At 57.3% G+C, this 24,851-nt stretch carries 26 protein-coding genes; 10 read left to right on the top strand and 16 right to left on the bottom strand.

Going from position 1 to position 24,851, the window contains the following annotated elements:
• Positions 1–109: 109 nt before the first annotated feature.
• Both IRT44_RS08545 and IRT44_RS08540 read right to left on the bottom strand, forming a co-directional pair.
• Positions 110–841 carry a ZIP family metal transporter gene (locus IRT44_RS08545; RefSeq protein ID WP_171565165.1) on the bottom strand — a complete coding sequence of 244 codons (732 nt, stop codon included), beginning with the start codon at positions 839–841 and terminating at the stop codon, positions 110–112.
• A 512-nt stretch (positions 842–1,353) separates the two neighbouring features.
• Entirely contained in the window at positions 1,354–2,136 is a 783-nt protein-coding gene (locus tag IRT44_RS08540; protein WP_171565167.1) for an IucA/IucC family C-terminal-domain containing protein, read from the bottom strand.
• 198 nt (positions 2,137–2,334) lie between these two features.
• On the opposite strand from IRT44_RS08540, the gene IRT44_RS08535 reads away from it, so the two are divergent.
• Both IRT44_RS08535 and solA read left to right on the top strand, forming a co-directional pair.
• Entirely contained in the window at positions 2,335–2,778 is a 444-nt protein-coding gene (locus IRT44_RS08535; RefSeq protein WP_171565168.1) for an Hsp20/alpha crystallin family protein, read from the top strand.
• Between the two features lie 333 nt (positions 2,779–3,111).
• The gene (gene solA / locus IRT44_RS08530; RefSeq protein ID WP_171565170.1) at positions 3,112–4,242 is read left to right on the top strand and encodes an N-methyl-L-tryptophan oxidase; all 1,131 of its coding nucleotides are present in this window, start codon (positions 3,112–3,114) and stop codon (positions 4,240–4,242) included.
• Positions 4,243–4,300: 58 nt separating this feature from the next.
• Here solA and IRT44_RS08525 read toward each other — a convergent pair whose 3' ends face one another.
• From IRT44_RS08525 to IRT44_RS08500, 6 genes are all read right to left on the bottom strand, one after another.
• Positions 4,301–5,131 carry a protein-glutamine gamma-glutamyltransferase gene (locus tag IRT44_RS08525; protein WP_171565172.1) on the bottom strand — a complete coding sequence of 277 codons (831 nt, stop codon included), beginning with the start codon at positions 5,129–5,131 and terminating at the stop codon, positions 4,301–4,303.
• Positions 5,132–5,236: 105 nt separating this feature from the next.
• A complete protein-coding gene (locus tag IRT44_RS08520) occupies positions 5,237–5,917 on the bottom strand; it encodes an LrgB family protein (protein ID WP_230077757.1) in 681 nt (226 codons plus the stop codon).
• On the bottom strand, positions 5,910–6,299 hold the full coding sequence (locus IRT44_RS08515; RefSeq protein ID WP_171565175.1) for a CidA/LrgA family protein: 390 nt from the start codon (positions 6,297–6,299) through the stop codon (positions 5,910–5,912). The genes IRT44_RS08520 and IRT44_RS08515 overlap by 8 nt, the downstream gene beginning before the upstream one ends.
• 102 nt (positions 6,300–6,401) lie before the next feature.
• On the bottom strand, positions 6,402–7,286 hold the full coding sequence (locus tag IRT44_RS08510; protein WP_230077756.1) for a LysR family transcriptional regulator: 885 nt from the start codon (positions 7,284–7,286) through the stop codon (positions 6,402–6,404).
• 183 nt (positions 7,287–7,469) lie between these two features.
• Positions 7,470–8,387 (bottom strand): homoserine O-acetyltransferase MetA, encoded by a 918-nt coding sequence (metA, locus tag IRT44_RS08505; protein WP_171565179.1) that lies wholly within the window; start codon positions 8,385–8,387, stop codon positions 7,470–7,472.
• Positions 8,388–8,606: 219 nt separating this feature from the next.
• Positions 8,607–9,995 (bottom strand): L-cystine transporter, encoded by a 1,389-nt coding sequence (locus tag IRT44_RS08500; protein WP_212132153.1) that lies wholly within the window; start codon positions 9,993–9,995, stop codon positions 8,607–8,609.
• 256 nt (positions 9,996–10,251) lie between these two features.
• Here IRT44_RS08500 and IRT44_RS08495 point away from each other — a divergent pair, with 256 nt between their 5' ends.
• Both IRT44_RS08495 and IRT44_RS08490 read left to right on the top strand, forming a co-directional pair.
• Positions 10,252–10,890, top strand: coding sequence for a TetR/AcrR family transcriptional regulator (locus IRT44_RS08495; protein WP_212132154.1), 639 nt, complete (start codon positions 10,252–10,254; stop codon positions 10,888–10,890).
• Positions 10,891–11,556 carry an MBL fold metallo-hydrolase gene (locus tag IRT44_RS08490; RefSeq protein ID WP_230077755.1) on the top strand — a complete coding sequence of 222 codons (666 nt, stop codon included), beginning with the start codon at positions 10,891–10,893 and terminating at the stop codon, positions 11,554–11,556.
• A gap of 384 nt (positions 11,557–11,940) precedes the next feature.
• On the opposite strand, the gene IRT44_RS08485 is transcribed toward IRT44_RS08490, so the two are convergent.
• The 5 genes from IRT44_RS08485 to IRT44_RS08465 form a co-directional block, all read right to left on the bottom strand.
• Positions 11,941–12,348 carry a DoxX family protein gene (locus IRT44_RS08485; protein ID WP_044897068.1) on the bottom strand — a complete coding sequence of 136 codons (408 nt, stop codon included), beginning with the start codon at positions 12,346–12,348 and terminating at the stop codon, positions 11,941–11,943.
• A 58-nt stretch (positions 12,349–12,406) separates the two neighbouring features.
• Positions 12,407–13,258, bottom strand: a complete 852-nt coding sequence (locus IRT44_RS08480) for a M56 family metallopeptidase (protein ID WP_029100730.1) — start codon at positions 13,256–13,258, stop codon at positions 12,407–12,409.
• A gap of 3 nt (positions 13,259–13,261) precedes the next feature.
• The gene (locus IRT44_RS08475; RefSeq protein WP_065067724.1) at positions 13,262–13,675 is read right to left on the bottom strand and encodes a BlaI/MecI/CopY family transcriptional regulator; all 414 of its coding nucleotides are present in this window, start codon (positions 13,673–13,675) and stop codon (positions 13,262–13,264) included.
• 128 nt (positions 13,676–13,803) lie between these two features.
• Complete coding sequence (locus IRT44_RS08470; protein ID WP_035290389.1) at positions 13,804–14,208, bottom strand: DUF4183 domain-containing protein; 405 nt, start codon at positions 14,206–14,208, stop codon at positions 13,804–13,806.
• A gap of 154 nt (positions 14,209–14,362) precedes the next feature.
• Entirely contained in the window at positions 14,363–14,647 is a 285-nt protein-coding gene (locus tag IRT44_RS08465; protein ID WP_029100732.1) for a DUF4183 domain-containing protein, read from the bottom strand.
• 315 nt (positions 14,648–14,962) lie between these two features.
• Here IRT44_RS08465 and IRT44_RS08460 point away from each other — a divergent pair, with 315 nt between their 5' ends.
• Positions 14,963–15,793 carry a copper amine oxidase N-terminal domain-containing protein gene (locus IRT44_RS08460; RefSeq protein ID WP_230077754.1) on the top strand — a complete coding sequence of 277 codons (831 nt, stop codon included), beginning with the start codon at positions 14,963–14,965 and terminating at the stop codon, positions 15,791–15,793.
• A 113-nt stretch (positions 15,794–15,906) separates the two neighbouring features.
• On the opposite strand, the gene IRT44_RS08455 is transcribed toward IRT44_RS08460, so the two are convergent.
• Positions 15,907–16,410, bottom strand: a complete 504-nt coding sequence (locus tag IRT44_RS08455) for a cell wall hydrolase (protein WP_171565188.1) — start codon at positions 16,408–16,410, stop codon at positions 15,907–15,909.
• 345 nt (positions 16,411–16,755) lie between these two features.
• Here IRT44_RS08455 and IRT44_RS08450 point away from each other — a divergent pair, with 345 nt between their 5' ends.
• From IRT44_RS08450 to IRT44_RS08435, 4 genes are read left to right on the top strand one after another with little or no spacing between them, the layout of a single operon-like run.
• Complete coding sequence (locus tag IRT44_RS08450; protein WP_171565190.1) at positions 16,756–18,165, top strand: sigma-54 interaction domain-containing protein; 1,410 nt, start codon at positions 16,756–16,758, stop codon at positions 18,163–18,165.
• Between the two features lie 57 nt (positions 18,166–18,222).
• Positions 18,223–19,554 (top strand): aspartate aminotransferase family protein, encoded by a 1,332-nt coding sequence (locus IRT44_RS08445; RefSeq protein ID WP_171565192.1) that lies wholly within the window; start codon positions 18,223–18,225, stop codon positions 19,552–19,554.
• Positions 19,555–19,580: 26 nt separating this feature from the next.
• Entirely contained in the window at positions 19,581–20,546 is a 966-nt protein-coding gene (gene speB / locus IRT44_RS08440; RefSeq protein ID WP_230077752.1) for an agmatinase, read from the top strand.
• 3 nt (positions 20,547–20,549) lie between these two features.
• On the top strand, positions 20,550–21,947 hold the full coding sequence (locus tag IRT44_RS08435; protein ID WP_171565195.1) for a sodium:solute symporter family protein: 1,398 nt from the start codon (positions 20,550–20,552) through the stop codon (positions 21,945–21,947).
• Between the two features lie 156 nt (positions 21,948–22,103).
• Here IRT44_RS08435 and IRT44_RS08430 read toward each other — a convergent pair whose 3' ends face one another.
• Entirely contained in the window at positions 22,104–23,246 is a 1,143-nt protein-coding gene (locus IRT44_RS08430; protein WP_230077751.1) for a phosphodiester glycosidase family protein, read from the bottom strand.
• 162 nt (positions 23,247–23,408) lie between these two features.
• Between IRT44_RS08430 and IRT44_RS08425 the strand changes: the two genes are divergently transcribed.
• The gene (locus IRT44_RS08425; RefSeq protein WP_230077750.1) at positions 23,409–24,095 is read left to right on the top strand and encodes a 4'-phosphopantetheinyl transferase family protein; all 687 of its coding nucleotides are present in this window, start codon (positions 23,409–23,411) and stop codon (positions 24,093–24,095) included.
• A gap of 527 nt (positions 24,096–24,622) precedes the next feature.
• Here IRT44_RS08425 and IRT44_RS08420 read toward each other — a convergent pair.
• Positions 24,623–24,850, bottom strand: a complete 228-nt coding sequence (locus IRT44_RS08420) for an MbtH family protein (RefSeq protein ID WP_212132160.1) — start codon at positions 24,848–24,850, stop codon at positions 24,623–24,625.
• Between the last annotated feature and the right edge of the window lies 1 nt (position 24,851).

Raw genomic sequence — 24,851 nt, 5'->3', positions numbered from 1 at the left:
CGTAATCAAAAATCTCTCTATATATGGTTTCGGTATTTCTGCTCCGGGTTGTGAGAGGAAGTTGAGGAAAAATCGAAACTCTTTGTTACACCGCTAACGCAAAACGGCTTTAGGCAAACCACTGGGTCAGCCCGATCATGACCAGGAGGCCGAGAATAAACGAAAAGGTGGCCGACCGCGCGTGCCCGTCTCCATGACTCTCGGGAATCAGTTCCTTGTAGACAATAAACAGCATCGCGCCGGCGGCAAACGACAGGCCGTAAGGGACCAGCCCCTCCACAAGCGCCGTCAGATGGTAGCCGACCAAGGCAGAGACAACCTCCACCGATCCGGTCAGCGTGGCGAGCAGGAACGCCTTGAAGCGGCTTACCTGCTGATTAATCAGAAACAGCGCGACGAGAAAGCCCTCCGGGGCATTTTGCACCCCGATCGCAAAAGCGATCAGACCGCCCAGTCCGGGATGCTCGGCAGAGTAGCTCACTCCTACGGAGAGCCCCTCCGGTATGTTGTGCAGCGTGATGGCTGACAGAATCAACACCGCCTGCGTATCCATCGAGATGTTGACGCGCGTGTGCTCCAGGTCAATGTGCGGAATGAGGCTTTCCAGCACGGTCAGCACAAGCGTTCCGGTCAACACGCCGAGACAGACGACGACAAACTGCTCGTTCGCCAGCGCCTGCGGAATGAGACTGAAGGTGGCGGCCGCCATCATGATGCCCGCTGTAAAGGCAAGCAGGATATCCCGCCAGCGGTGTGTCACCGAATGAAAGAAGAGAATCGGCAAGGCTCCTAAACCCGTCGCCAACGCCGACAGCAAACTGCCGATGACCAGTTGTTCCATTCCCACTCCTCCAGCGCTTTGAGTCCACGATACCCACATGATACCACGGAGAGCGGACCAGAAGGAAACACTTGGCTGCCCGTCAATCCCGGGTCCTCCCGGCTCCCGCTTGCAGGCAGAAACAGCGCCGTAATAACGGCGCTGTCAGCGTGTAGACAAAGTCCGTGGTGCATGGGTAATGGGGCCCACTCGCTCTCTTGACGACCAGCAACGAAGTCGATAGAGTCCGCTCCAAAACGCGACGCGGTCAGGGGGCAAACATCTGGGTATTTCGACGAAGTGAGACTTGTGCCCCCTGTATTCCCCGCGTCTTGCGTCTTTTCGCTTTGCAGGTCGTCAAAGGAGCTCGCTTTGCCCCATCACCCCATGCCATGTACTTTTTCTCCACCTTCGGTTGATTAATGTGCAGGCCTTGCGGCCTGGAAACGATGGGAAAATCGGTTCCTTGGGAAACTACATCATAAATAAAAGCAGTTTGTCTTCAGTCTGACAGCGCCGTAATAACGGCGCTGTCAGTGTCCGAGAGCAAGTATCTGCTGAATCCGCGATTCTTCGTTCAAAAGCGGGCAGGTGTAGCAGTATCGGCCGCTCGCCAGGCAGTGCTGGAAGCAGCATTGGCGGCGAATGCGAATCTGCCGGTCCGGCTGCTTGGGATGCGAGACGACGGTAAAGTTGGTGTCAAGCGGATTGCCTGTGGTGAGGCCAAACAGGTCCGGCCCGGCTTGACGGCACAGAAAACGGAAATCGGCGGCAAGCTGACCGCGAAGCGCAGCCAGTTCTTCCCGCTGCTGCCACTCCTCGTAATAGTAGTGCACGATGTAGGCGGTATGCGCCCACAAAACCTTGGCGTGAATGCCGGTAACCGCAGACAGGGTCGCAATCAGCGGGTGAATTGTCTCCGCAAAAAAGCGGCGCAGCACCTGTTCCCGCCAGACGTCCCGCCCCTGTCCGCCGGGCGTGCTGACACTCCCATCCCGCAGGACAAACCGGGGAAGGGCCCAGTTTTTCTCAGCAGTCAAAAGAATGTTGCCCAGCGATAAATCAAGCCCGGCCGAATAGACGGACATGGCGTACAAACCGCCGCACAGTACGGTCAGGAAGCGTTTGAAGAAGATGGACGCGGTCACCACGGGCGTGGGGGAACCGATCTGTTCACCCAGCTGGCGCAAAAACGGCTTGACGGTCTCTTTCTGCAGCAGACCGTCTGCGGCAAACACCAGCGGCGCAGTCACTTCGCCTGCGATCGAGAGGCGGTACGTTTGTTCCAAAACGGACAGATTCAATTCGGCGGACATGGGCGACTTCCTTTCGTGTTCTCTCCTTGGCATTATATTCAGCTATAATGATTTTCATTATCATCTTTCTTGCTGACATCCATTATAAGCCGCCCACCCTCCCGGCACAAGGGCACGACGACGAAATCAGCACAATCGATGCATACGATTGCCATATACCGCCAGAATAACAATGTAAGCACGTAAAGGAGGGTTGTTATGTCACTGATTCCTTATGAACCATTTCGCCATCTGGAGAACGTGCGCCGCGAGCTGGACCGTTTCTTTACCACCGGAATGCCCGGCCTCTTCGCCGGCACGGAGGGGTTCCTGGCCACTCCCCGCATTGACGTGTACGAAACGGATACGGAAGTGGTCGCGACGTGTGACATCCCCGGTCTGGAAAAAAAGGAAGACGTGCAGATCGATATCGAGAACAACGTCCTGACCATATCCGGCAGCATCAACAAGGTCAACGAGGTGAAGGAAAACCGGATGCACCGGCAGGAGCGGTTCTCCGGCCACTTTTCCCGCTCCGTTACGCTCCCTGCCCGTGTCTCTTCCGAAGGGGTAAAAGCCACCTACAAAAACGGCGTCCTGGAAGTGCGCATTCCCAAAGCGCATCCGGATGAGAAGCGGCGCATTGACGTGGAGTTTCACTAGGTCCCGCCAGCATGGAAACACGCCTCCCCGCACAGGGAGGCGTAGTTTTTTGGACCAGGCACTCTTTTCAGGAGGCGGAAAACTGTCACGGGAAGATGTGATGTGCGGCGTACGTTCGTTACACCATGTCTCCGACCGGTACGTTTTCCCCAGTTCCGCATGAGCCCAAATAGTGGCGAAAACTGTTCTTTCCACTACTCCCGCCTCTCCTCACAGATAATCAGTGGGGCGAAAGGGAAGCTCGACCTGCGCGCGCTTGTGTAGGATAATGGAACAAACACAAAAGAGACAAAGAATTGCGAAACAGGGTAACGGGAAAAGGAGGAACCCATCGTGCGACACTACGACGCGATTGTCATCGGAGCCGGTTCAATGGGCATGGCAGCGGGGTATTACCTGGCCCGGCAAGGAGTGAAAACACTGCTCCTGGATTCCGGCGATCCGCCTCACCAGTGGGGGAGCCATCACGGGGATACCCGAATCATCCGGTACGCATACGGCGAAGGCAGGCAGTACGTGCCGCTGGCGCTGAGGGCCAAAGAGCTGTGGGCTGAGCTGGCCGAAGAAACGGGAAAGCGCCTGTTCGTGCAAACGGGCGTACTCAGCGCGGGGCCTGCGGACGCGCCGTTCCTACGAGAGGTGCAGGAGAGTGCAGCGCAATACTCGCTGCCGCTGGAAGTGCTGGACGCGGGGAATGTCGGACAGCGCTGGCCGGGCATCCGTCTGCCCGCAGAGTTTCTCGGTTGTTTTGAACCGACAGCGGGCGTTCTCTACAGCGAAGAGTGCATCCGCGCCTACCGCAACCGGGCGCTGGCTGCCGGAGCGGAGCTGCGCACCGGCGAGCGGGTGACCGGCATTCAGGCAAAGAGCGACAGTGTCAGCGTGCAAACGCAAACCGACACCTACAGCGGGAGCGCGCTGCTGATCAGCGCCGGCGCCTGGAGCGCAGGGCTTTTGGTCTCGCTCGGCCTCTCCCTGCCGCTCACTCCCACCCGCAAAACCGTCTCCTGGTTTGCTGCGGACGAACAGCTGTACAGCAGCGACCGCTTTCCGGCCTTCCTTTTCACGCTGGCCGATTCGATGTTTTACGGTTTTCCCAGCCTGGACGGCGCGGGGGTCAAGATAGGGCGGCACGACGGCGGGCAGCCGGCCGACCCGGACCAGCTGGACCGGACCTTTGGCCTTTATCCCTCGGACGAAGCGGATACGCGGTCGTTCCTGGAACGGTATATGCCCCAGGCTGCCGGACCGCTTCGCCAGGGCAAGGTCTGCCTGTACACCTATACGCCTGACGAACACTTCATCATAGATCGTCATCCCGAATATCCCCATATCGTCATCGCCGCCGGTTTTTCCGGTCACGGCTTTAAATTCGCCAGCGCCGTGGGAGAAGCAGCCAGCCAGTTGATCACCCGGGGAACATCAGAGATCGACCTGTCCCTGTTTCGAGTGACCCGCTTCTGAACAAATTGCACGCAAACAGCCTCGCCCAAGTCAGGGGCGAGGCTCAGCGTGCAGACAGCTACACCTCCCAAACGGACGAGCCGATCCGAGCGATAACCAGCTCCCATGCCGGCAGCGGCTCTGCATGTGAAGCCTGGGCGAACGAGCTGCCCTCAAACTGGGACAGGTACGCAAACCCGGGCCGCGTCACCAGATCAGACAGGAAGGCCGACCGGGTGGCGCCCGGTCTCCGCTGCCGGTTGAGATGGCGAATGAACATCTCGGCGGGACCGATGCCGATGCCGTGACCGTAGTACTCCCCTCCTCCCAGCACCACTGCATTCTCTCCCTGCCACTCCGGTGTGGACGGATCGAAGTCGGGATTTTCAAAATACACAATGTCTCCCGGCAGGAAGGACCTCGTCCGAACCGTTGTCAACCGCAGGTCCTGGTCATACCGCCAATCGTACAGAAGCAACCCGGAAAACAGCCGGTCAAAGTCGGACCGCCGTATCGATTGCAGCACGGCGTAGTAGATTATGACCACCATCGCCGTGGCGCATTCCAGCGCGTAGGCCCGGCCGCGGCGGAAAATATCCTCGATGGCGACGGACGGCGGCACGTTTTCCCGGAGCAGGCACCCGCCGTACTCGGTTTTGATCCAAAACTCCTCGTTGCACCTCGTCCGTTCGAAAGTGGCGAATGCCAGTCCGCTGTGGGCAAGTGCCACTGCTGATTTCACCAACCGCTCGCGCAACTTCAGTTCAAACCGCAAGACCTGGGCAGAGGGATAGGCGTATACGTCCCGGCTGCGCGCCATGGCCGTCACCACTTCCCGCTGTCCCCCGGATAACGACCACGCTCCCAGTAACTCGGACGGATCGACCGGCGAACCTGCGATTGTAATCATGCGATCACCCCTCTCTTACCGGATCCTTGTAAATGTCTATGCAACGAGACGGTGAATATCACCCCCATCTCTGCTGCGGATCACAAGTCGAGGAGTGCATTCTCGCTAGGCGAGCCACATCTGAATGGCCGGCAGCAGGAGAAATACCCACACGACCGAGATGAGCGCGCCGGCGATTACGGCCAGCGTCGAGGAGCTTCCCGCCAGATCCCCCCGCTCAAACGCCTTGACCATGCCCAGCACATGTGCCCCCATGCCGTACATCAGCCCGATCGACTCGGGCCGGTTAAGCGCGCAGCGTTTGATGATCACCGGTGCCATAAAGACGCCCGCATAACTGGTCAGCATGCAAAACACGGCTGTCAGCGACGGCACTCCGCCGATCGCCTGCGACAAGCCGACGGCGATCGGCATGGTGACGGAACGGGGGATCACGCTGATGGCCGCCGTTTCCCCCAGGCCCACGAGCATCGTCGTCGAGACACCCGCGATGATGGACACCAGCGATCCGGCAGCCAGACTCAATATGATGATCTGCCAGTTGGCGGCAAGAATCGGCCAATTCCGGTACAGAGGGACGGCAAACGCCACTGTCACGACACCCAGCATTTCGTGTAAAATGGAAGCGTTTTCAATGTACACCTCGTAAGGAAGACCGGAGACAGCCAGCACCCCGATCACCGCCGCCGGAGTCAGCACGGCGGGAGAAAACAGCAGGCCCGGTCTGCGTCGATTTATCCGCTTGCTGAGCCAATAAAAGAGAACAGTCAGCGGCAAACTACACACGCTCCACGCAATCACGCCGCTTCCCCTCCCTCATCCGGTGCAGCCGTTCCGCTATGACACCGGTGGAAACCATCACCAGTGCGGTTCCGCTCAACACGACGAGCAGCACCAACAATCCCTTTGTCCCCAACAGCCACGGGACCTGCACAATCCCGACGATCGTCGGCACAAAGAACAGGATCATCTCGCCAAAGAGCAGCGCCGCTCCCGCTTCCACCCACGTGAGCCGCACCCATCCCGCCTGCAGGGCAACAAACAGCAGCATCATCCCGATCAGGGAGCCGGGCACGTGCAGGTGAAATACCGCCGCGACCGCCTTTCCCAACCAGGAAAACAGGAGCAGAAGCAGCATCTGCGGGATTGCTTGCAGCCATTTTTTCATCGGGACCGCCTCCTACGGACATGCCACATTGTTACGTTCATTCTACGCCGTCCCGATTTCATTCGTACAATACATAATTGTCATCAACTCCATGCCTTGTGGTTATGATGCAAGGTGCTGTTGAACAAAGGCGACAAACGCCCGTGCCGCGCGCGACAAATAGCCGTCCTTGCGGTAGATCAGCGCGTAATGCCAGTCGATCGGCGGCGAAGAGATGCGGACCATTTTCAAAAGACTGTTGTTGAGCCGTCTGGCTACGGAGCGGGGAACCAGTGAGATGCCCAGTCGGGTCGCGACCATTTCCTCGACGAAATCCCAGAGCGAACTCATGTAGGCGACCTGCGGTTCAAACCCGGAGCGCCTGCACGCCTGCCGAACCACATCGTGCAGGGCGTACTCCTCGGTGAACAGGATAAACGACTCGTCCTTCAATTCCGCCAGACTGACCGACTCCCTGGCGGAAAGCCAATGCTCCCGGTGAACGATGGCAACCAGGTCCTCCGCCGCGAGCGGAACGGCGACAAATGATTGCGTGTTGACCGGAAGCACCGTCAGCCCGACGTCGATGTGCCCCTGCTCCACCTGCACCTCCAGCCGCTTGGCGCTGTACTCCCTCATCTCCAGGTCGATGCCGGGGTATTCCTGTTTGAACCGAGCAATCACCTGGGGCAGCAGCAGCGATCCGACCGTCGGCATCATGCCGATTTTGACCCTGCCCCGCTGCAGGTTTCTCATTTCGGCCACAGAGGCATAGAGGCTCTCCATCAGCTGAAGCATTTTGGTCGCATGCTCGTACACCAATTCGCCTGCATCGGTCAGTTTCATCTTCCGGTCGCTTCGCTCCAGAAGCGTCACCCCGAGCTCCGCTTCCAGACTTTTGATCACCTTGCTGATGGACGGCTGGGAGACGTGCAGGACCTCCGCCGCCCGCGTAAAGCTCCGCTGTTTCACCACTTCGGCAAAATACTGAAGCTGCCTGATGTCCATCGCTCTGCCCCCTCTTCGCGCAGCTTGTCTGTCCTTCCAGCTTACCACACATGTCAGCGCGCGCAGAAATCCTCCCGCTCCCGCCTCCAGGTCCGCATCCGATTTCCCGGGGAACTGTCGCGATCTGTCCACGCCCCCAAAAAAGAAACCACCCGCAGTCCGGATGGTTGGCGTCTTCCGGCGCTAGCGGATGGCGTTCCAGTCGTATGGCGTCTCCTGGTAGACGTAGTAGTTGAGCCAGTTGGAAAACAGCAGATTGGCATGGGCACGCCAGTTTACCACCGGCGGCTGGCTGGGATCGTCGTTGGGGAAATAGTTTTTGGGAATGGCGATGTCCAGGCCCTTGCTGCGGTCGCGCTCGTACTCGTCACGCAGCGTCCCCTGATCGTATTCCGAGTGGCCGGTGACGAAGATCTGCCGGCCGTCCTTGGTGGCCACGATGTAAACGCCCGCTTCTTCCGATTCGGAAAGGATCTCCAGCTCGGCCACCTTTTCGATGTCCTCCCGCCGGTTTTCCGTATGGCGCGAGTGGGGGATGTAGAACACGCTGTCAAATCCCCGGCACAGCTTGACGTTTGGCTTGTTTACCGTGTGCGCAAAGACGCCGAACAGCTTCTCGGGCAGCGGGTGCTTGGGCACGCCAAAATGATGGTACAACCCCGCCTGCGCCCCCCAACAGATATGCAGCGTGGAGGTGACGTTGGTCAGCTTCCAGTCGAGAATCTGCTGCAGTTCCTTCCAGTAGGTGACCTCGTGAAACGGCAGTTGTTCAACCGGCGCGCCGGTGATGATCATGCCGTCAAACTTTTCGTCCTTGATCTCTTCAAAAGTCTTGTAAAACGTGGACAGGTGCTCAGCCGGGGTGTTTTTGGAGGTGTGGCTGCCGGGATGGAGCAAAACGATTTCCACCTGCAGCGGCGTGTTCCCCAAAAGGCGGAGCAGCTGGGTTTCCGTCGTCTGTTTGACCGGCATCAGATTCAGGATGACGATGCGCAGCGGCCGAATGTCCTGCGTAAAGGCCCTGCTTTCCTTCATGACAAAAATGTTTTCTCTTGCCAATATCTCTGTTGCCGGCAGTTCGTCAGGTAATTTGATTGGCATGGTTCTCCCCCTTCCATCCGTCGCAGTGATGTCCGCAAGACAGTAATCCGACAAATTCGACAAGTATACTTTTCTTTCCTGCTTCCAGAATAGGTTCAAGGAAAGAAAATGATGACAATTTGTGCAGCAAAAACCCCCAACCACCAGCGGGTCAGGGGCAGATGCCATGTTCGTGTGCAATCGCGGGTTCCTTGTCTCTGTGCGGCCGGCCTGCGTGCCTCACGCCTCAGCCGGCAGCTGTTTCGTTTCGTTGTACACGTCATAATCCAGCTCACCGGTCACTCTGCTGGTAAGCAGGCCGGCCGTCATGCTGCCGCTTACGTTGAGAGCCGTCCGGCCCATGTCGATGAGCGGCTCGACGGAGATCAGCAGCCCGACGATCGCCACCGGCAGATTCATCGTCGACAGCACCATCAGAGCGGCAAATGTCGCACCGCCGCCCACGCCCGCTACGCCGAACGAACTGAGCGCAACGACGAGAATCAGCGTCAGAATGAACGACGGCGAAAGCGGATCGACGCCGGCAACAGGAGCCGCCATTACGGCCAGCATCGCCGGATAGATTCCCGCGCAGCCGTTTTGGCCGATGGACAGACCAAACGACCCGGCGAAGTTGGCAATGCCCTCCGGCACTCCCAGTTCGTCCGTCTGCGTCTTGACGTTAAGCGGCAGCGTACCCGCGCTGGTCCTGGATGTAAAGGCGAAAGTCAGCACAGGGAACGCCTTTCTCACAAAGGTGAGGGGATTTAATCCCGCCAGAGCCAGCAGCAGCAAATGAACGGCAAACATGACGAGCAGGGCCGCATACGACGCCACGACAAATTTGCCCAGGTTCCAGATGGCTTCGTAGTCACTGGTGGCGGTCACCCGTGTCATGATCGCCAGCACGCCGTAGGGTGTCAGACGCAAGATGAGCGTCACCACCCTCATCAAGACCGTGTAAAACGTGTCGACGATGCCGGCGAATTGTTCGGCATGGTCAGGATGCTTCCGCTTCACTCCCAAAAACGCCAGGCCAATGATGGCGGCAAAGATGACGACGGCGATCGTCGACGTCGGGCGTGCTCCCGTGAAATCCTGGAACGGGTTGGCCGGCAGCAGCTCCAGGATTTTTTGCGGCAGCGTCATCGTTTGCAGCTCGCCCAGCTTCTGCTCCACCTGCTCGATGCGCGCAGTCTCCGCTGCTCCCTGCTGCAGCTGCACGCCGTCCAGGTCAAACGCGAATGTGAAGCCAATCCCGATGGCTGCGGCCACTGCGGTCGTGCCCACCAGGATGACGAGAATCAGCGTGCTGATCCTCCCGATGTTCGCGGACAGCTTCATTTTGGTAAAGGCAGCCAAAATGGAGAGAAAGACCAGCGGCATGACAATCATTTGCAGCAGTTTGACGTAGCCTTTCCCCACAATGTTGAACCAGTCGATCGACGTCTGCAGTACGTCCGACTTGATGCCGTATACAGCCTGCAGGATCAGACCGAAAACGATCCCTGCCCCCAGAGCGGCAAAGACGCGTTTGGAAAACGACACATGCTTCTTCTGCATGGCATACAATCCGGCCATCAGAAGCAGCATGAACACAATGTTTACAATGGACAACAACGTCAGCATGATAATTCCCTCCGATTGTCCGGCATGACTTCCTGATTCCGCTCCGATGCGGAACAATACATTTATATGATACAAAAACCGATAGGTCAAGTAGGATTTACACTTACATACATACGCAACACCAGACGCCTATGTCACTATCTCATCTGGCACATACCAGATTGACAGCCAAGGTTACCATCGGTTATTTTATAACCAACGGTTACTAACCATTGGTTATCATATGTCCAATCACATGAAAGGAGCGAGAATTCCCATGCCGAACAGACAGGAAATCCGTTCCGAGGAGACGCGACGGGCGATATTGGCAGCAGCCGGAACGCTGTTTGCCGAACGCGGTTTTGACGCCGTGACCATGCGGGAGATCGCCAAACAGGCTGGATGCTCCCACACGACCATCTACCTGTACTTCAAGGACAAAGAGGCGCTCCTTCACCATCTCTCCATGGAACCGCTGCAATCCCTGCACCAGCAGATGGAGGCCTTCCTGCGCGACCAAACGCTCGCTCCCGCAGACAGCCTGCAGGCAGTCACCCGGACATTCGTCCGCTTTTGTCTGGCGAACCGGAACATGTACACGATTTTTTTCATGGCAAAAGCGTCCCGCGTTGACGAAGAGACGCCGGCGCTGGAGGTCCAGCAGATTCGGAACCGGTTGTTCGGCCTGCTCAGGCAGGCGGTCCGGGCGTGTCTGCCGCCGGATACGCCGGACGATCGGGTGCTGGCCTACACCCGCATCTATTTCTTTACCCTGCATGGAATCATCGGAACGTACACCCACTCCGCCGAGCCGCTCGACCACCTGCTGAAGCGGCTGGAACCCACGTTTGACCTCGCCTGGGACGTCCTGCTGGCCGGATTTCACCATACCGCGACAAAAGGAAGTGGTGCGTAGATGAAGGCGGAACAAATCTCCGAGCACATTTGGAGCCTCAAGGCGTGGCTGCTGATCCCCGTGCGCGTCTGGGTCGTTACCGCTGACGACGGCGTCACGCTTGTCGACGCCGGCCTGCCGTTCATGACCGCCGGCATTTTGCGGTTTATCGACAGGTTGAACGCCGGTCCGCTGCGGCGCATCCTGCTCACGCACGGCCATTCCGACCACGTCGGGGCGATCAGGGGGATTCTGGACAAATACGCCGTTCCCGTATACGCACACCGCATCGAGATTCCCTACATGGAAGGAGCGCTGCCGTATCCCCGCCGCAAGAAACCGGAGCGCAACGTTGCCGCAGGACTGGCGGCACCGCTCGCCGAAAGCGCGGACGGACAGCTCCAACCCATCGCCGGCCTGAAGCCGTATCTGACCCCCGGCCACTCCCCCGGTCACGTCGTCTACTATCATGAGCAGGACCGCGTGCTGCTCGCCGGCGACCTGTTTACCTCCAAAAACGGACAGCTCCGCCGACCAATGCCGATGTTCACGGCGGACATGGCGGAAGCGGTGAAAAGCAGCGCCATCGTGCGGGAGCTGATGCCCAGGCGGCTGGAAGTATGTCACGGCGGACCGGTGTTTGCGGCCGGAGAGCAGGTGGCGGAGTATATGCGCATGTACGGGTAAAGCCGCGCAAGAAAAAGGAGGGGCATCCCCCCTCCTCAGTGTGTAGACAAAGTGACTGCTGGGGGGAGAAGCACATTTCCGGCATCCGCTCCGTGCTTTACCCACCGAACACAAGCTAACGCTCGCGTTCGGCGGGGCCCAGTCAACGCCCAGCCGGGAAGCAGAGACTGCCCGCTCCGCACCGATTTGCGGGGGATCGCCAAAGCCGCATCGCTTTGCAGCCCATTCAGAGGTGGCGCTCCTTTTTCCCGCAAATCGCTGCTCCGCTCGGTTGGGCTCACAAGTCGCTCTGCCTGGAAACATGCTTCTCCTTCGATACAATCGGTTTGCCTACAGTCTGAAGAGGGGGATGCCCCTCCATTCATGGTCTCACCGGTGCAATCGCTACGCCCGCTGCTCCGCTTCCTTGGACCGCCCAAGGAACAGGTTGTCCAGCGCAAGCGCCGGGCTGCCGCTGATCAGCAGGTGCAGCCCCATCGCCATCAGGGCCACGTCCAATTCGTACCCGCCGAGAAATCCGCCTTTCAGCTTTACGGTAACAATCGCGCCCAGCATGATGACGACGAAAGCCCCGGCGATGATCCGCGTGCCCAGGCCAAGCACCAGGCAGATGCCGCCGATCCCTTCGAGAAACGCCACGACATAGGCCAGAAAGCCGGGGATGCCGACGCTTTCAAAGAACCCTGCCGTCTTGTCGAGGCCGCCTTGAAACTTCTGCAGGCCATGCGCAAAAAAGATCACCCCCAGCACCACGCGAACAATGAAAGAGCCGAATCCGTTTTGTTGAATCATCGCCATTTCCTCCCATGATTTTCTAACTACAACCTGTAGTGTAAGCGGTCAAAAAAATTCAGGAGAATTCGATCAGAAACAGGGAACACAGCAAAAGCAGCACCTGCACCGAAATCATCGTCGGCGCAAACGGCAGCCTCAACGGAATGTCCATGTCCGGGTCGAGCAGCCGCAGGATCCGGTAGTTAATCGACGTGTCGGAAAAGGAGACGGCAGCCTGCACCGGAGCCGTTCGTCCGTATTTCAGCATTTTGACCAGGGCGCCTCCCAGGTCCTGCCCCGATCCCAGCCGGTTCACCGCGTAATGGTCCGCCAGCACTTCCCTGGCGATGTTGTAGTGATGTCTGAACCATTTGAGGATCGGCAGGTACCACATCACCGCAGCGACCAGGGACAAGACGAACGTTTTGACCGGGTCCCGATGCTTTTGATGAAACATTTCGTGATAGATGACCGCTTTCAGCTCGTTGTGGTCAAGCAGCTTCACCAACCCGGTGGAGAGGATTATGCGGGGCTTCCACATGCCCATCGTAAAGGCAACCGGTGCCGGGTGTTCCACCACCAGAATCGCCTCTTCCCCCCTGCTGCCGCAAAACGCTTGATTGAGCGCGGTGCAGTGCCCTTCATGCCGAAGATGCCGCAATCGCTTATAGGTTCTCGCGGAGAGGACGATCTGCCTGACGAGCGCAGCGACCAGGAAGAACAGCGTATAAAAGACCAAAGCGTCGAGGACGTAGGCGAGTTCAGGAATAAAGTACGTCCGAATCAACGCGGAGCATACGTCCACCAGGTTGAAATGCAGGTCCCACCCGGCCAGCACCTTCATCGCGTACAACCCCATTTGAACGAGCAGGACACCTGCAATCAGAACCGACGAGCCAAACATCACCTTTGATCGCTTTTCCCACATCGCTTACGTTTCCTTTTTCCACTGCTTCAGTTTTTCTTCCAGCTTGTCCAGAAGTTCCTGATCCACTTCATCCAAGGCGTCGAGCATGTGGTTGACCACCAGCGGACCAAACTCATCCATCAGCTCATGCGTCAATTCCCTGGATTGCGTCTCCATGAATTCCTCCCGCGACAGCACCGGACGGTACAGGGAAGTTCTTCCCTCCGTTCGCTTCACCAGGACCCCCTTCTCCACCAAACGGTTGATGACGGTCATGACGGTGTTGAAATTCAGGTGTTTCTCCCGCTCCAGCTTTTTCTGGACGTCCTTTATGCTCATTTCCGAACCGCTCCACAGCACATCCATCACCTTTGCTTCCAGCGGTCCGAAGAACCGGTTCAGCCCCCTCTCATGACATTTGAAGGTGAGAATTTTCATGATGGTACAACCTCCCACTACAGATTGTAGTGCTGTGATACGCAGTTGTCAAGTATTTCCAAAAGCGAAAGAAAGGACGAAGTTCCCCTGCCCTCTCCGCTTACGATTCAATCCCGGCAAAGGAGAAATTATTGAGAGATGATTCTCACAAATTGAATGATAATCGGAGCGCCTTGTACCGGAACGTCGCTCAGGATCAGGATTCCCGGCTGAATCACATAGGAGTTGGGCGGCTGGAGGATGCCATTGATAAATAGACTGGCGAACGTGAACGTGCCGGGATCAAGAATGCCGGATGTACTGAATTGGAGCACCGCATCTCCGCTGGTATACACGTTTTTTACACCGTCAGCAATCGCCGTATATTGAAACGTTTCGCCTCTCAGCAGCGTCGGACTCTGCGGAGCAGACGGCTGGCGCGGAAAGATTAGCGGGCAGCCCAACGGCCCCATCAACGCCAGCGGACTGCACCCCGCCTGATTTTTGGGGTTGATGTCCCTTGTGACCACATAATGTCTGACCCGATTATGCATGGGTGAACCTCCTTTTCCAACATGACCCTGCTGTTCTCTTTCCCGCTTGTCGGCAGGCTGGAACTTTGAGAGTTGATCCTTTCTGAAACAGGAGAAAAGGGCCTGACCCCAGCAATCCAGCCTTCGGGCAAGCCCTGTTTCCCCCAACCCGTGCCTAGTTTACCACAAACTCAACAATAACCGGCGTAGCGGGGTTTTCTGCATCGCCATCCGGAATGGTGATGGATGTCGTGGTGACGGTCGAGGTATTCCCCGGCTGAAGCACGCCGTTGATGTAGAGGTTGTAGAAAGCAAACGAACTCGGAAACGCCGTGGCGGCTGCGCCCGTGTCGTCGTTGAAGGCGGTTGCGGCAATCGCAAACGTGGCCCCCGTACCCGTTCCGGCTCCAATCGTGGACGTAAACCGCAGCGAGGTCATAAACGGCTTGATGATCGGCATGGTGTCACCCCCTTTTTTGATCGTGAAAGGATCCTTTCACACTGCTATATAATGCTATCTTTCTATCTTCCGAAACGGACAAACGTGATCGGAGAAACGCGGAATTTTGGCCGTGCAGTCACATGCCGCCTCCTGAAGTCGCGTACAGGGACTCTTGTTCGCCCCTGCTTCACGCGGACAGGTTCTTTTTCAGCAGCATGAGACTTGACACCCACTGCGTTACGACGCCGCTCGCGATCTGGAAATAGAAGGGATTGATAGCTATAATAGGGATTGTTTGTTTGTGCAAACCAAGCGAGAGGATGATTGATTCCGATGAAAAAATGGGTAGCGGCTGCATTGTGCGCCTCACTGGCATCTGTCGGCGGTTGGGCACTTGCGAAAAGCTCGGATACCATCGCATTGATCGTCAACGGCAAAAAAGTAGAAACGGATGTGGCCCCGCAGATTATCAACGGACGCGTCATGGTTCCCGTTCGCGCGGTGTCGGAGGCGATGGGCGCTGAAGTGAACTGGGACAGCAAACAGAGGTCGGTGATCGTCAGCAAACCGGAGGGGCCAACACCGATCGCCCGTTTGCCGCATGAGCAGACCACGCTCTATGCCCTGAAACAAAAAGATGACCTGTATACTCCGCTGCTGGCAGAACACCAGGGCCAATTCAAGCTGTTTGACTGGAAAAACGTAACAAACCCCAGCTACGCGCCAACGATCCAATCCAAAGACCTGACGGGTGACGGAAAAGACGAGCTGATCTTCATTCTGACGACCGGATATGGAACCGGGGCACTGACCCAGGACGTCCACGTCCTCCAACCGGACACATGGGAGGAACGAAAGGTGCCTGATCCGGTCGAGACGCTGAAGCAACACATGACGAGCAAGGTCACCAAGGACCACGTCGAGATTTCAATTGACGGAAAGACAACGGTGATCCCCGCAGACAAAATCCCTGCGGAACCATCCAGCTGGTTTTCGTCTCTTGGAATCGGCGGCATCGTGACCTATGAAACGCAGGGAGACGCGCTGCTCGCCCGTGTTCCCGCCCAGTTGTCACCGGCGCATGTCGTGGGCCAGTTTCACATCACCTATCAGTTTGCCAAGGATCAATTCCAGGTAAAGACTATCGAATTCGTGCAGGACTAGCCTGGTCAAACGAAGTTAAAGAAGAAGTGCTAGAGGACAACATCACCCATGACACCACAGACTTTGTTTACAGACTGAACCGGACAGCGTTTTGCTGCCCGGTTTTGGTTTTTTTAATAGCCCTCCACCCGGAAGAAGGTGTGGTTGCCAATCACTTTTTTCTCCACGACCTTCCTTGCAGTGGAACCAGGGAAGGTGAAGTATTCGACACCGTTATTGTATGACACCCTTGTCGCATAGTACGAGTTGGTCACAAACCACAGGCAGTTGCCGATCGGATTGGGCGTCGTGGACATGTTCATGGCGATATTCAAGGAATCCTTCCAGGCCTGCGAGGACAGATCCGGCTTCCGAGCCGCTTCCGTCGTCATTCCCTCAAACTGATACTTCTTCAGCAGCACCCCCTCGTACGTATTCCCGCCAAACTCGGAAAGGTTTTTGGCTTTTCGGTTTTTGGCCACGTGCGCACAACCGCGCTTTCCTTCAAGCGATTCCCCACGCGCCTCGGCATATACCATGCGGGCGAGCAAATCAACGCTGTCGCGCCCTTTCATTTCAGTGAGATCCCACGGATCACTGCCGATATTCGTCAACGGTTCACCATACGGATACGCCATGTCTGATACCCCTTTCATGTTTTGGATTTGAAAGAAACGAAGGGGTGTTCAACTTAAGCGGCCCCACCCCAAGCCGCTCTGTTGAATTTCGTTTCATCTCCATAGGCAGGAACAGGGACGAAAATACAACCCTGGCTGCAAAAAAGAAGGAATCTCTGCCCGGCGGCGAAAAAAAAAAGCCCTCTCCCCTGAGAACAGGCGTTTTTCGCGCATGTGTGAAAAGCGTATCAGCAACAAATTGACGAGTGCGATTCATTCCTGAATAATTATACAAAAACGCATAACAGTGAATCATACGGCAAGCTCAGCGCCTGATGAGCGCACACCATCGGCATCTATTCAAGAATGGATAGGGACAGGGCAAAGGGGGACAGCGACGTGAATGACCAACACACGTGGAGCGAAGATTTGGCCATCCTGCAGTCGCTCAAGGACGATCTGCTGGTCACGAATACGGATGGCATCATCGTGCGGGCCACGGAAAAAACCGGGGAGATTTACGGTGTGGACACGAAAGATTTGATCGGCAAGTCGGTGTACGACCTGGAGAAGGAAGGGCTGTTTACGCCGATTGTCACGCCGATGGTCATCAAGGAACGCAGAAAAGTCACCGTGATACAGACGACAAACAAGCGGAAAAAGCTGCTGGTCACGGGCATTCCGGTGTTTGATCCCAACGGCGAACTGATCTTTATCGTCAGCTACTCCCACGACGTGACCGAGCTGATCAACCTGCAGCACTACCTGCAGGTGCTGGAAGAAGACATCGAGCGCGTGAAAAGCGAGCTGGACATGCTGCGCAACAAGCATCTGCATGCGGACGGAATCATCGCCAACAGCGAGGAAATGAAAACCGTGATCGACACGGCGCTCAGGGTGGCCGAAGTGGACGCCACCATCCTGCTGCTCGGTGAATCCGGGGTGGGCAAATCGCATGTCGCCAAGTTTATTCACAATCACAGCGGACGCGCCAAGGGACCGTTCATCGAAGTAAACTGCGGAGCGATCCCCGATGCGCTGTTTGAGGCGGAACTGTTTGGCTACGAGAGCGGCGCCTTTACCGGGGCCAATCCGAAAGGAAAGCTGGGGCTGGCCGAGCTGGCTTCCGGCGGGACCCTGTTTCTCGACGAAGTAGGCGAACTGTCGCTGATCAACCAGGTCAAACTGCTGAAATTGATTCAGGAGCGTCGGTTCTTCCGGCTGGGCGGCACCAAGGAACGGGAGGCGGATTTCCGCCTGATTGCCGCCACCAACAGGGACCTGGAAGCGGCCGTGAGCGAAAAGACGTTTCGCGAAGACCTCTACTTTCGCCTCAATGTCGTGCCAATAACCATTCCGCCGCTGCGCCGGAGAACGGAGGACATCCTGCCGCTGATCCAGCACTTTTTGCGGCAGTTTGAGCAAAAGTACAAGCGAAAACGGACGCTGGACGAAGCCGTGATCCACCGCCTGATCTACTACGAGTGGAAAGGAAACGTGCGGGAACTGATCAACGTCATCGAGCGACTGGTCGTCACCTCTTCCTCCCCGGTGGTGACGGTCGATCTGCTGCCGGCGTACCTCAATCGGCGATACGATCAGCCGCTGTTCGATGTGCATGAAAATCGGCCGCTGCAGGACATCCTGGATCAGGTCGAACGGCAGGTCCTGCTAAAGGCGAAACGAACGCACAAGACCACGGTGAAAATGGCGCAGGCGCTGGGGATCAGCCAGCCGTCCGTGGTGCGGAAATTAAAAAAACACGGAATCACGTAAGGGGTTGGAACGAAACTTGCAGTTCACTCCCGGCAGACAAACGAGGAGGGTTGCTGCATGTCAAGCGATTGGAGTCATTTGGTTGGTCAGATGCATACCTTGCTGGCGCCAAGCATGGCCAAAGACCACCCGAATCTGCCGGTAGTCAAGGCGGAAGGCGTCTACTACTACGGATTGGACGGCAAGACCTACCTGGACTTTACATCCGGCATTGCCGTCGCCAATACCGGTCATCGCCATCCGAAAGTAGTGAAGGCAATCAAGCAGGCGGCGGACCAACTGGTGCACGGTCCGTCCGGCGTGATCATGTACGAGTCGATCCTGCGGCTGGCCAAGGAATTGACCACCGTGCTCCCGGCTGGACTGGACTGCTTTTTCTTTGCCAATTCCGGCACGGAAGCGATCGAAGGGGCCATCAAGCTGGCCAAGCACGTGACGAGGCGCCCCTACGTCCTCTCGTTTCTCGGCTGCTTTCACGGGCGTTCGATGGGTTCCCTTAGTGTGACGACATCGAAAAGCAAGTACCGAAAATTTCTGCAGCCCAGCGGCTTGTCCTACCAGCTCCCCTACGCCAGAGTGGATGAAGTTCCGCCAGGGGCCGATCCTGACGTATATTGCGCCGAACAACTGGAAAAGGATGTGGCGACACTGTTCGCCCATCAGGTGACGCCCGAAGAAGTGGCCTGCGCAATCGTCGAGCCGGTTCTGGGCGAAGGCGGCTATATTGTCCCGCCCAAGGGCTGGCTGAAAAAGCTGAGGGAGATCTGCGACCGGCACGGAATCCTGTTGATTTTCGACGAGGTGCAGACCGGTTTTGGCCGCACCGGCAACTGGTTTGCCGCCCAAACCTTTGAAGTTACCCCTGACATCATGGCGATCGCCAAGGGGATTGCGTCCGGCCTGCCGCTCAGTGCCACGGTCGCTTCCCAGGAGCTGATGAAGCAGTGGCCGCTGGGCAGCCACGGCACCACGTTTGGCGGCAATCCGATCGCCTGTGCGGCAGCTCTGGCCACGCTGGAAGTGATGAAAGAAGAGAACCTGGTGGAAAACGCGCGCGTGATGGGCAGCTACGCTCAGGAACAGCTTTGCCGCCTGCAGCAGAAACACCCGACGATTGGCAGCATTCGCGCCGTCGGACTGATGATCGGCATCGAAATTGTCGATCCGCGCACGAAGGCTCCCAATGGAGAGGGATTGCTGACCATCCTGAACAAGTGCCTGAGCAAAGGCGTGTTGTTCTACCTGTGCGGGAACCGCGGTGAAGTCATCCGCATGATTCCTCCGCTCACGGTGACCAAGGAGCAAATCGACGTTGGCCTGCGCATGCTGGACGAAGCCATTACGGAATACGAACAGGAAATACTGTGCATCGGCAGCAGTGCCGTGTAACCAACTTTCACAGGAGGAGGCCGTCTATGGTAAGGTACAAACCCAAGGATTCATCCCAATCCCCCCGCTTTTGCGGCGTGCGCACGTTCATGCGGTTGGAACAGGTGCGGACGACGGACGGTGTCGACTTTGCGGTGGTGGGCGTCCCTTTTGACACGGGGGCGTCCAACCGAACCGGTCAGCGGTACGGCCCGCAGCATATCCGGAACGCTTCGGTGCTGCTTCGCCCGTACAATCCCGATCAAGACATCCATATCTTTGAATACTGCTCCGGTGTTGATTACGGCGATATCGACGTGGTTCCATTCAACATTCACAAGACGTACGACAACATGGAGCGGGAGCTGTTTTCGCTCATCGCCAACGACGTGACCCCGATCATTTTGGGCGGGGATCACTCCATCTCGCTCGGCAGCCTGCGCGCATTTGCCAGAAAATTCGGTCCAGTCGCCCTGATTCACTTCGACTCCCACGGAGACACATGGGACAGCTATTTTGGCGAAAAGTACACACATGGAACGCCGTTCCGCCGGGCGGTGGAAGAAGGATTGATCGATACGTCCCATTCCATCCAGATCGGGATGCGTGGACCGCTCTACGGACCGGAAGACATCAACGACGCCCGGGCGCTTGGCTTTGAAGTGATGCCGATGAGCGAACTGCGCGCCATCGGCGGTGAACAGGCAATCCGCCGCATTCATCAGCGGGTGGGAAATCGGCCGGCGTACGTGTCATTTGACATTGATTTTGTCGATCCCGCGTACGCGCCGGGCACGGGAACCCCGGAAGTCTGCGGGCCTACCAGCTACGAAGCGATTCAACTGGTGAGAGGGCTGGACAAGCTTCAGCTGGTCGGGTTTGACCTGGTCGAAGTCCTGCCGTCGCACGACCCTGGCGAAATTACAGCCGGACTGGCCGCGGCCGTAGCCTACGAAATGATCAGTCTGATCGCGTGGAAGCACCGCCGTAAACAGGTACATCAGGAGGGATAATGGATGAACAGCATCGATACGATCGTCATTCTGCTGTATTTCGCGCTGCTGATTGCGGTGGGTGTCATCGGCTCCAGGCGCGCCCGGACATCGGAAGAGTACGCATTGGCGGGACGCAATCTGGGCATGTTCATGTTTCTCGGCTGTTTGTCCGCCGTCATTTTGGGCGGAGCTTCCACCATCGGCACGGCGAAGCTGGGCTACACATACGGCATTTCCGGCATCTGGTTTGTCACCATGATTGGTGCTGGCATCATGCTCCTGGGCGCCTTGTTCATCAAGCGGATCTCCCAGTCCAACGTGACGACGATCAGCGAGTTTTTGGGCAAGCGTTACAATGCCGAAACCCGGCTCGTGAGCGCCCTGGTTGCGGCAATTTACACGCTAATGGTAGCCGTGACGCAGGTGATCGGGATGGGCACCATCATCAACGTGCTGCTGGGGTGGGACATGACTCTCTCGATGGTTGTCGGCGGCGGAATCGTGCTGTTCTATACGATTTTGGGCGGCATGTGGAGCGTAACGATGACGGACATCATCCAATTCATCGTCATGACCGTGGGCGTTTTCCTGGTCATGCTGCCGATGAGCCTGTCGCATGTCGGCGGGTGGGATCAACTGGCATCCAGACTGCCGGCCGCCCATTTTGATCTGACTTCCATCGGCGGCGAGCAAATTTTTCAATATTTCCTGCTGTACGCGCTCGGCATGGTGGTCTCCCAGGATATTTGGCAGCGCGTCTTTACCGCCCGCACGATGCAGATTTCCCGTACCGGTTCCGTTTTGGCCGGTGTCTACAGCATGTTGTATGCGGTTTCATTGACCATCGTCGGAATGTGCGCATTCGTCGCCTTCCCTCAACTGGAAAACCCGCAAAATGCGTTCACCACCATGGCCATTTCCATTCTGCCCAATGGCGTGCTGGGCCTCGTGCTGGCCAGCGTCTGCTCGGCGCTGATGTCGACCGCCTCCGGGACGCTGCTCGCCTCCTCCACATTGCTTACTCACGACATCATGAAGCCGTACTGGTTTCGGGACATGGACGATCGGCAGCTGCTGCGGCTGTCCAGGGTAACGACGCTGTTCATCGGCGCGCTCGCCATTGTCTTTTCAATCTGGATTCAGGACGTGCTGGTCGCGCTTGACGTGGCGTACGCCATTTTATCCGGTGCGATATTCGTTCCGCTCGTGGTCGGATACTTTTGGAAGCGGGCGACAGCGAAGGCGGCCTTTTCCTCGATCATTGCCGGCACCGTCGTCGTGCTGGCCGGATTGGCGATCGAAGGTCTCAGCTCGACGAATCCGATCATGTACGGCATCGCCGTCAGTTTGGCCGTCATGATCGGCATGTCGTACACAACCGCCCCGAGCGTTTCCGACAACGTCCATTCAATCAAGTGACGGGACGCTTCCACCCGCGAGCCTGCGGCGACGGGCCCTGGGACAAGCTCGCCGCGAACGGATATAAATGAGCCACGAGAGAATATGAGGCTGACATCCTCCGTGCATCCGGAGATGTCAGCCTCCTTGTTTTCCGGGCGATGCCGGTTTGTCGTATCAGCGCTCAGGCGCGCTTGCTTTCAACTGAATGGTGGCGGTTCGTTTCTGCTGATCCCACTCGATTTTCCCATCCAGCAGTTCCGCCACCAGCCGGAGCGGGACCATTTCCGTACCGGCAATTGTCCGCTTATCCGCCGACAGGGGCAGCGCCTTTCCATCGCGAAACACCTTGCCCTGTTTTGTGATCCGGATGACCGTGCCCTCTATGGCTGCCACCAGTGCGCCGTCCTGCTGGTCTATGTGAACGGCCGCCCCCAGTTTCTCAAAGGCCTCCATAGTCGGAACGTAGATGCTCCCGCGGATCAGTACGGGCGGCGTGAGGAAGGAAATCTTCTCCGACTGCCGCATGACCTGGATGGGAGCGACTATGCGGGGGACGACCACCAGGGCGTTGCTCAATTCCCTGCCCGGCGCCGTCAGCAGCTTGCCATGCGCGTAAAGGCCGGATGACGCTCCGCCGTCCAGGTTCATCGCCGCCACCAGCCCCATCGACTGGCAGATGCCGGCCAATTGGGCCAGGGTGACATTGGGGACCGTTCCCATCATCAGTTGATTGTTCGCCGTGTAGCCAATAAACGAGCGCTGCCCGCTTGCCTTGGTCAGCTTGGGATCATTCATTCCCTCTGCGACCGGATTGACGACGATTTTCCCGTCCTTTACCAAAGTGGGGCCCGCACTGGTGACGTGTTGAAACGAATCTGCATTAAACCGGGAGGTACGGTCGATCACCGGCAGGGCGTTTCCGTTGAATCCGATGGACGACCCGCTGACGCCGTCGTGTTTCTTCTCGTAGTCGATGACGATCAATCCCCAGGGCGGCTTGTAATCCCCCTTGTTGTAGGCCATGAAAAACGTTCCGTTAATCGCAGCCAGTGCTCCCGTTCGTTTTGCCATCCCCGCCAGGCTTTCCGTCCGGCCCAGCTCGTCCCGCGCCAGTACCGGACGGACTTCCAGCCGGGGATCGTTCAGATTGATCGTGACGAACTGGACGGTTCTGCTTCCGGCAGACGTGGAAACCTTTTTGCTGCCCGCCATCACACTTTTGGATACATCCTGTGCCGCTCCCTGCGCGGCCAGATGAGCCGGCAAGGCAAGCGCGACGAGCAACACGATGGATATTAGCCATTTCCCTATTTTCATTTCACATTCACCTGTTCCGAAACGTATGTATTTCTGATTAAATTTTATCATAATTTTCCATCGACGAGCAGCGCGTATGACATCCTCTATGTACGCATGGAACGGGCTTGGTTATAATGAAACTCATCATCCGCCGGACACAGAAAGTTCAGGTGATCAATCATGCTGTCGATTCGGGTCGTACGCATGCCGGCCAATCTGCCGCCGGACTACGTGGATCTGTTCCTGTCCAGGGTATCCGCAGAACGAAGGCAGAAAATCGCCCGGTTTGTTCGCAAGGAGGACGCTTACCGCTCCTTGCTGGGCGAGGTGCTGGTCCGCTCAACCCTCTCCGAGCATACCGGTGTGAGGCCCGATGCGCTTCAATTTGTCTACAATCCCTATGGAAAGCCGTTTTTGCAAAACAACCCGGATGTGGGCTTCAATCTCTCCCACTCCGGGAACTGGATTGCCATGATCTGGGGCGACAGCTCTTGTTGCCCGGGTATTGATGTGGAGCGGATCGTGCGCATGGATCTGCACATCGCCGAACACCTCTTTACCCCGCAAGAAAACCGGATGCTTGCCTCCAAAACGGGAGATGCCCGGTTGGAGTATTTCTATCGCGTATGGACGTTGAAGGAAAGCTATGTGAAAGCCGTCGGCAAAGGCTTGTCCATTCCGCTTGATTCGTTTTCCGTGGTGTGTACGGAAGAACAGACGTGGTATTCCCCGGAGGCGGACGGTTTCCATTTTACAAGCATCAGCTTGGACGAGGAGCACATCCTGTCGGCCTGCTCGTGCAAGGCTGCGCTCCCTGATCACGTCCAGCACGTCTCCCTATCGTCCTTGTACGAAACCCTCCTGTAGGGAAATGCAAAACAGCCGGATTGCCTTGGCAACCGGCTCAGTGTGTAGATAATGTAGCTGTTGCGAGGAGAACACGTTTCCGTCAGCCGCTCCGTGCTCGCCCAGCAGGAAAGCCCAAACTGCACGCTTCGCATCGATTTGCGGGGGATCGCCAAAGCCGCATGGCTACGCAGCCTGTTCAACGGTGGCGCTCCCTTTTCCCGCAAATCGCTGCTCCGCTCAGTAGGGCTCACAAGTCGCTCTGCCTGGAAACGTGATTCTCCTTCGGTACAATCGGTTTGTCTTCAGTCTGACAGCCGGATTGCCTTGGCAACCGGCTGTCAGTGTGTAGACGAAGTCCGTGGCGCGGTGGAGGCGCGCCCCATGGAAGCCGGAGGAATGTTGGCGAAGGCGGCGATCTGCACCGCTCCGACCGTATGGCCCGGGAAAACGCCGACGCCGAACAACAGCGTGCGAATCAGCCACGGGTTGGTGCCAGCCCGCCACGTATATGACGCACACGACTGCTTTCGGGTTCAGACGTGCCTTCATTGTCCTTGTCCGACAACAGCCCCTGACCCGGCTTGCAGGCTGCGGGGCCGCAGGTCGGTCCATTGTGAGCGGATGTAGTCCAGGCATTCCTGACGCGTCTGCGGCCCCAGCACAACAGTCCAGCCTTCAGGCACTGCGATGAATGCCGGCCACAGGGAATACTGCCCCTCGTGATTGATCAGCACCAGAAAGGTGCCATCCGCTTTTTCAAAAGGATTGGTCATC

It is taken from the genome of Brevibacillus sedimenti (genome assembly GCF_020923495.1).
Classification (GTDB): Bacteria; Bacillota; Bacilli; order Brevibacillales; family Brevibacillaceae; genus Brevibacillus; species Brevibacillus aydinogluensis.
This window is presented reverse-complemented; position numbering and strand designations above follow the sequence as displayed.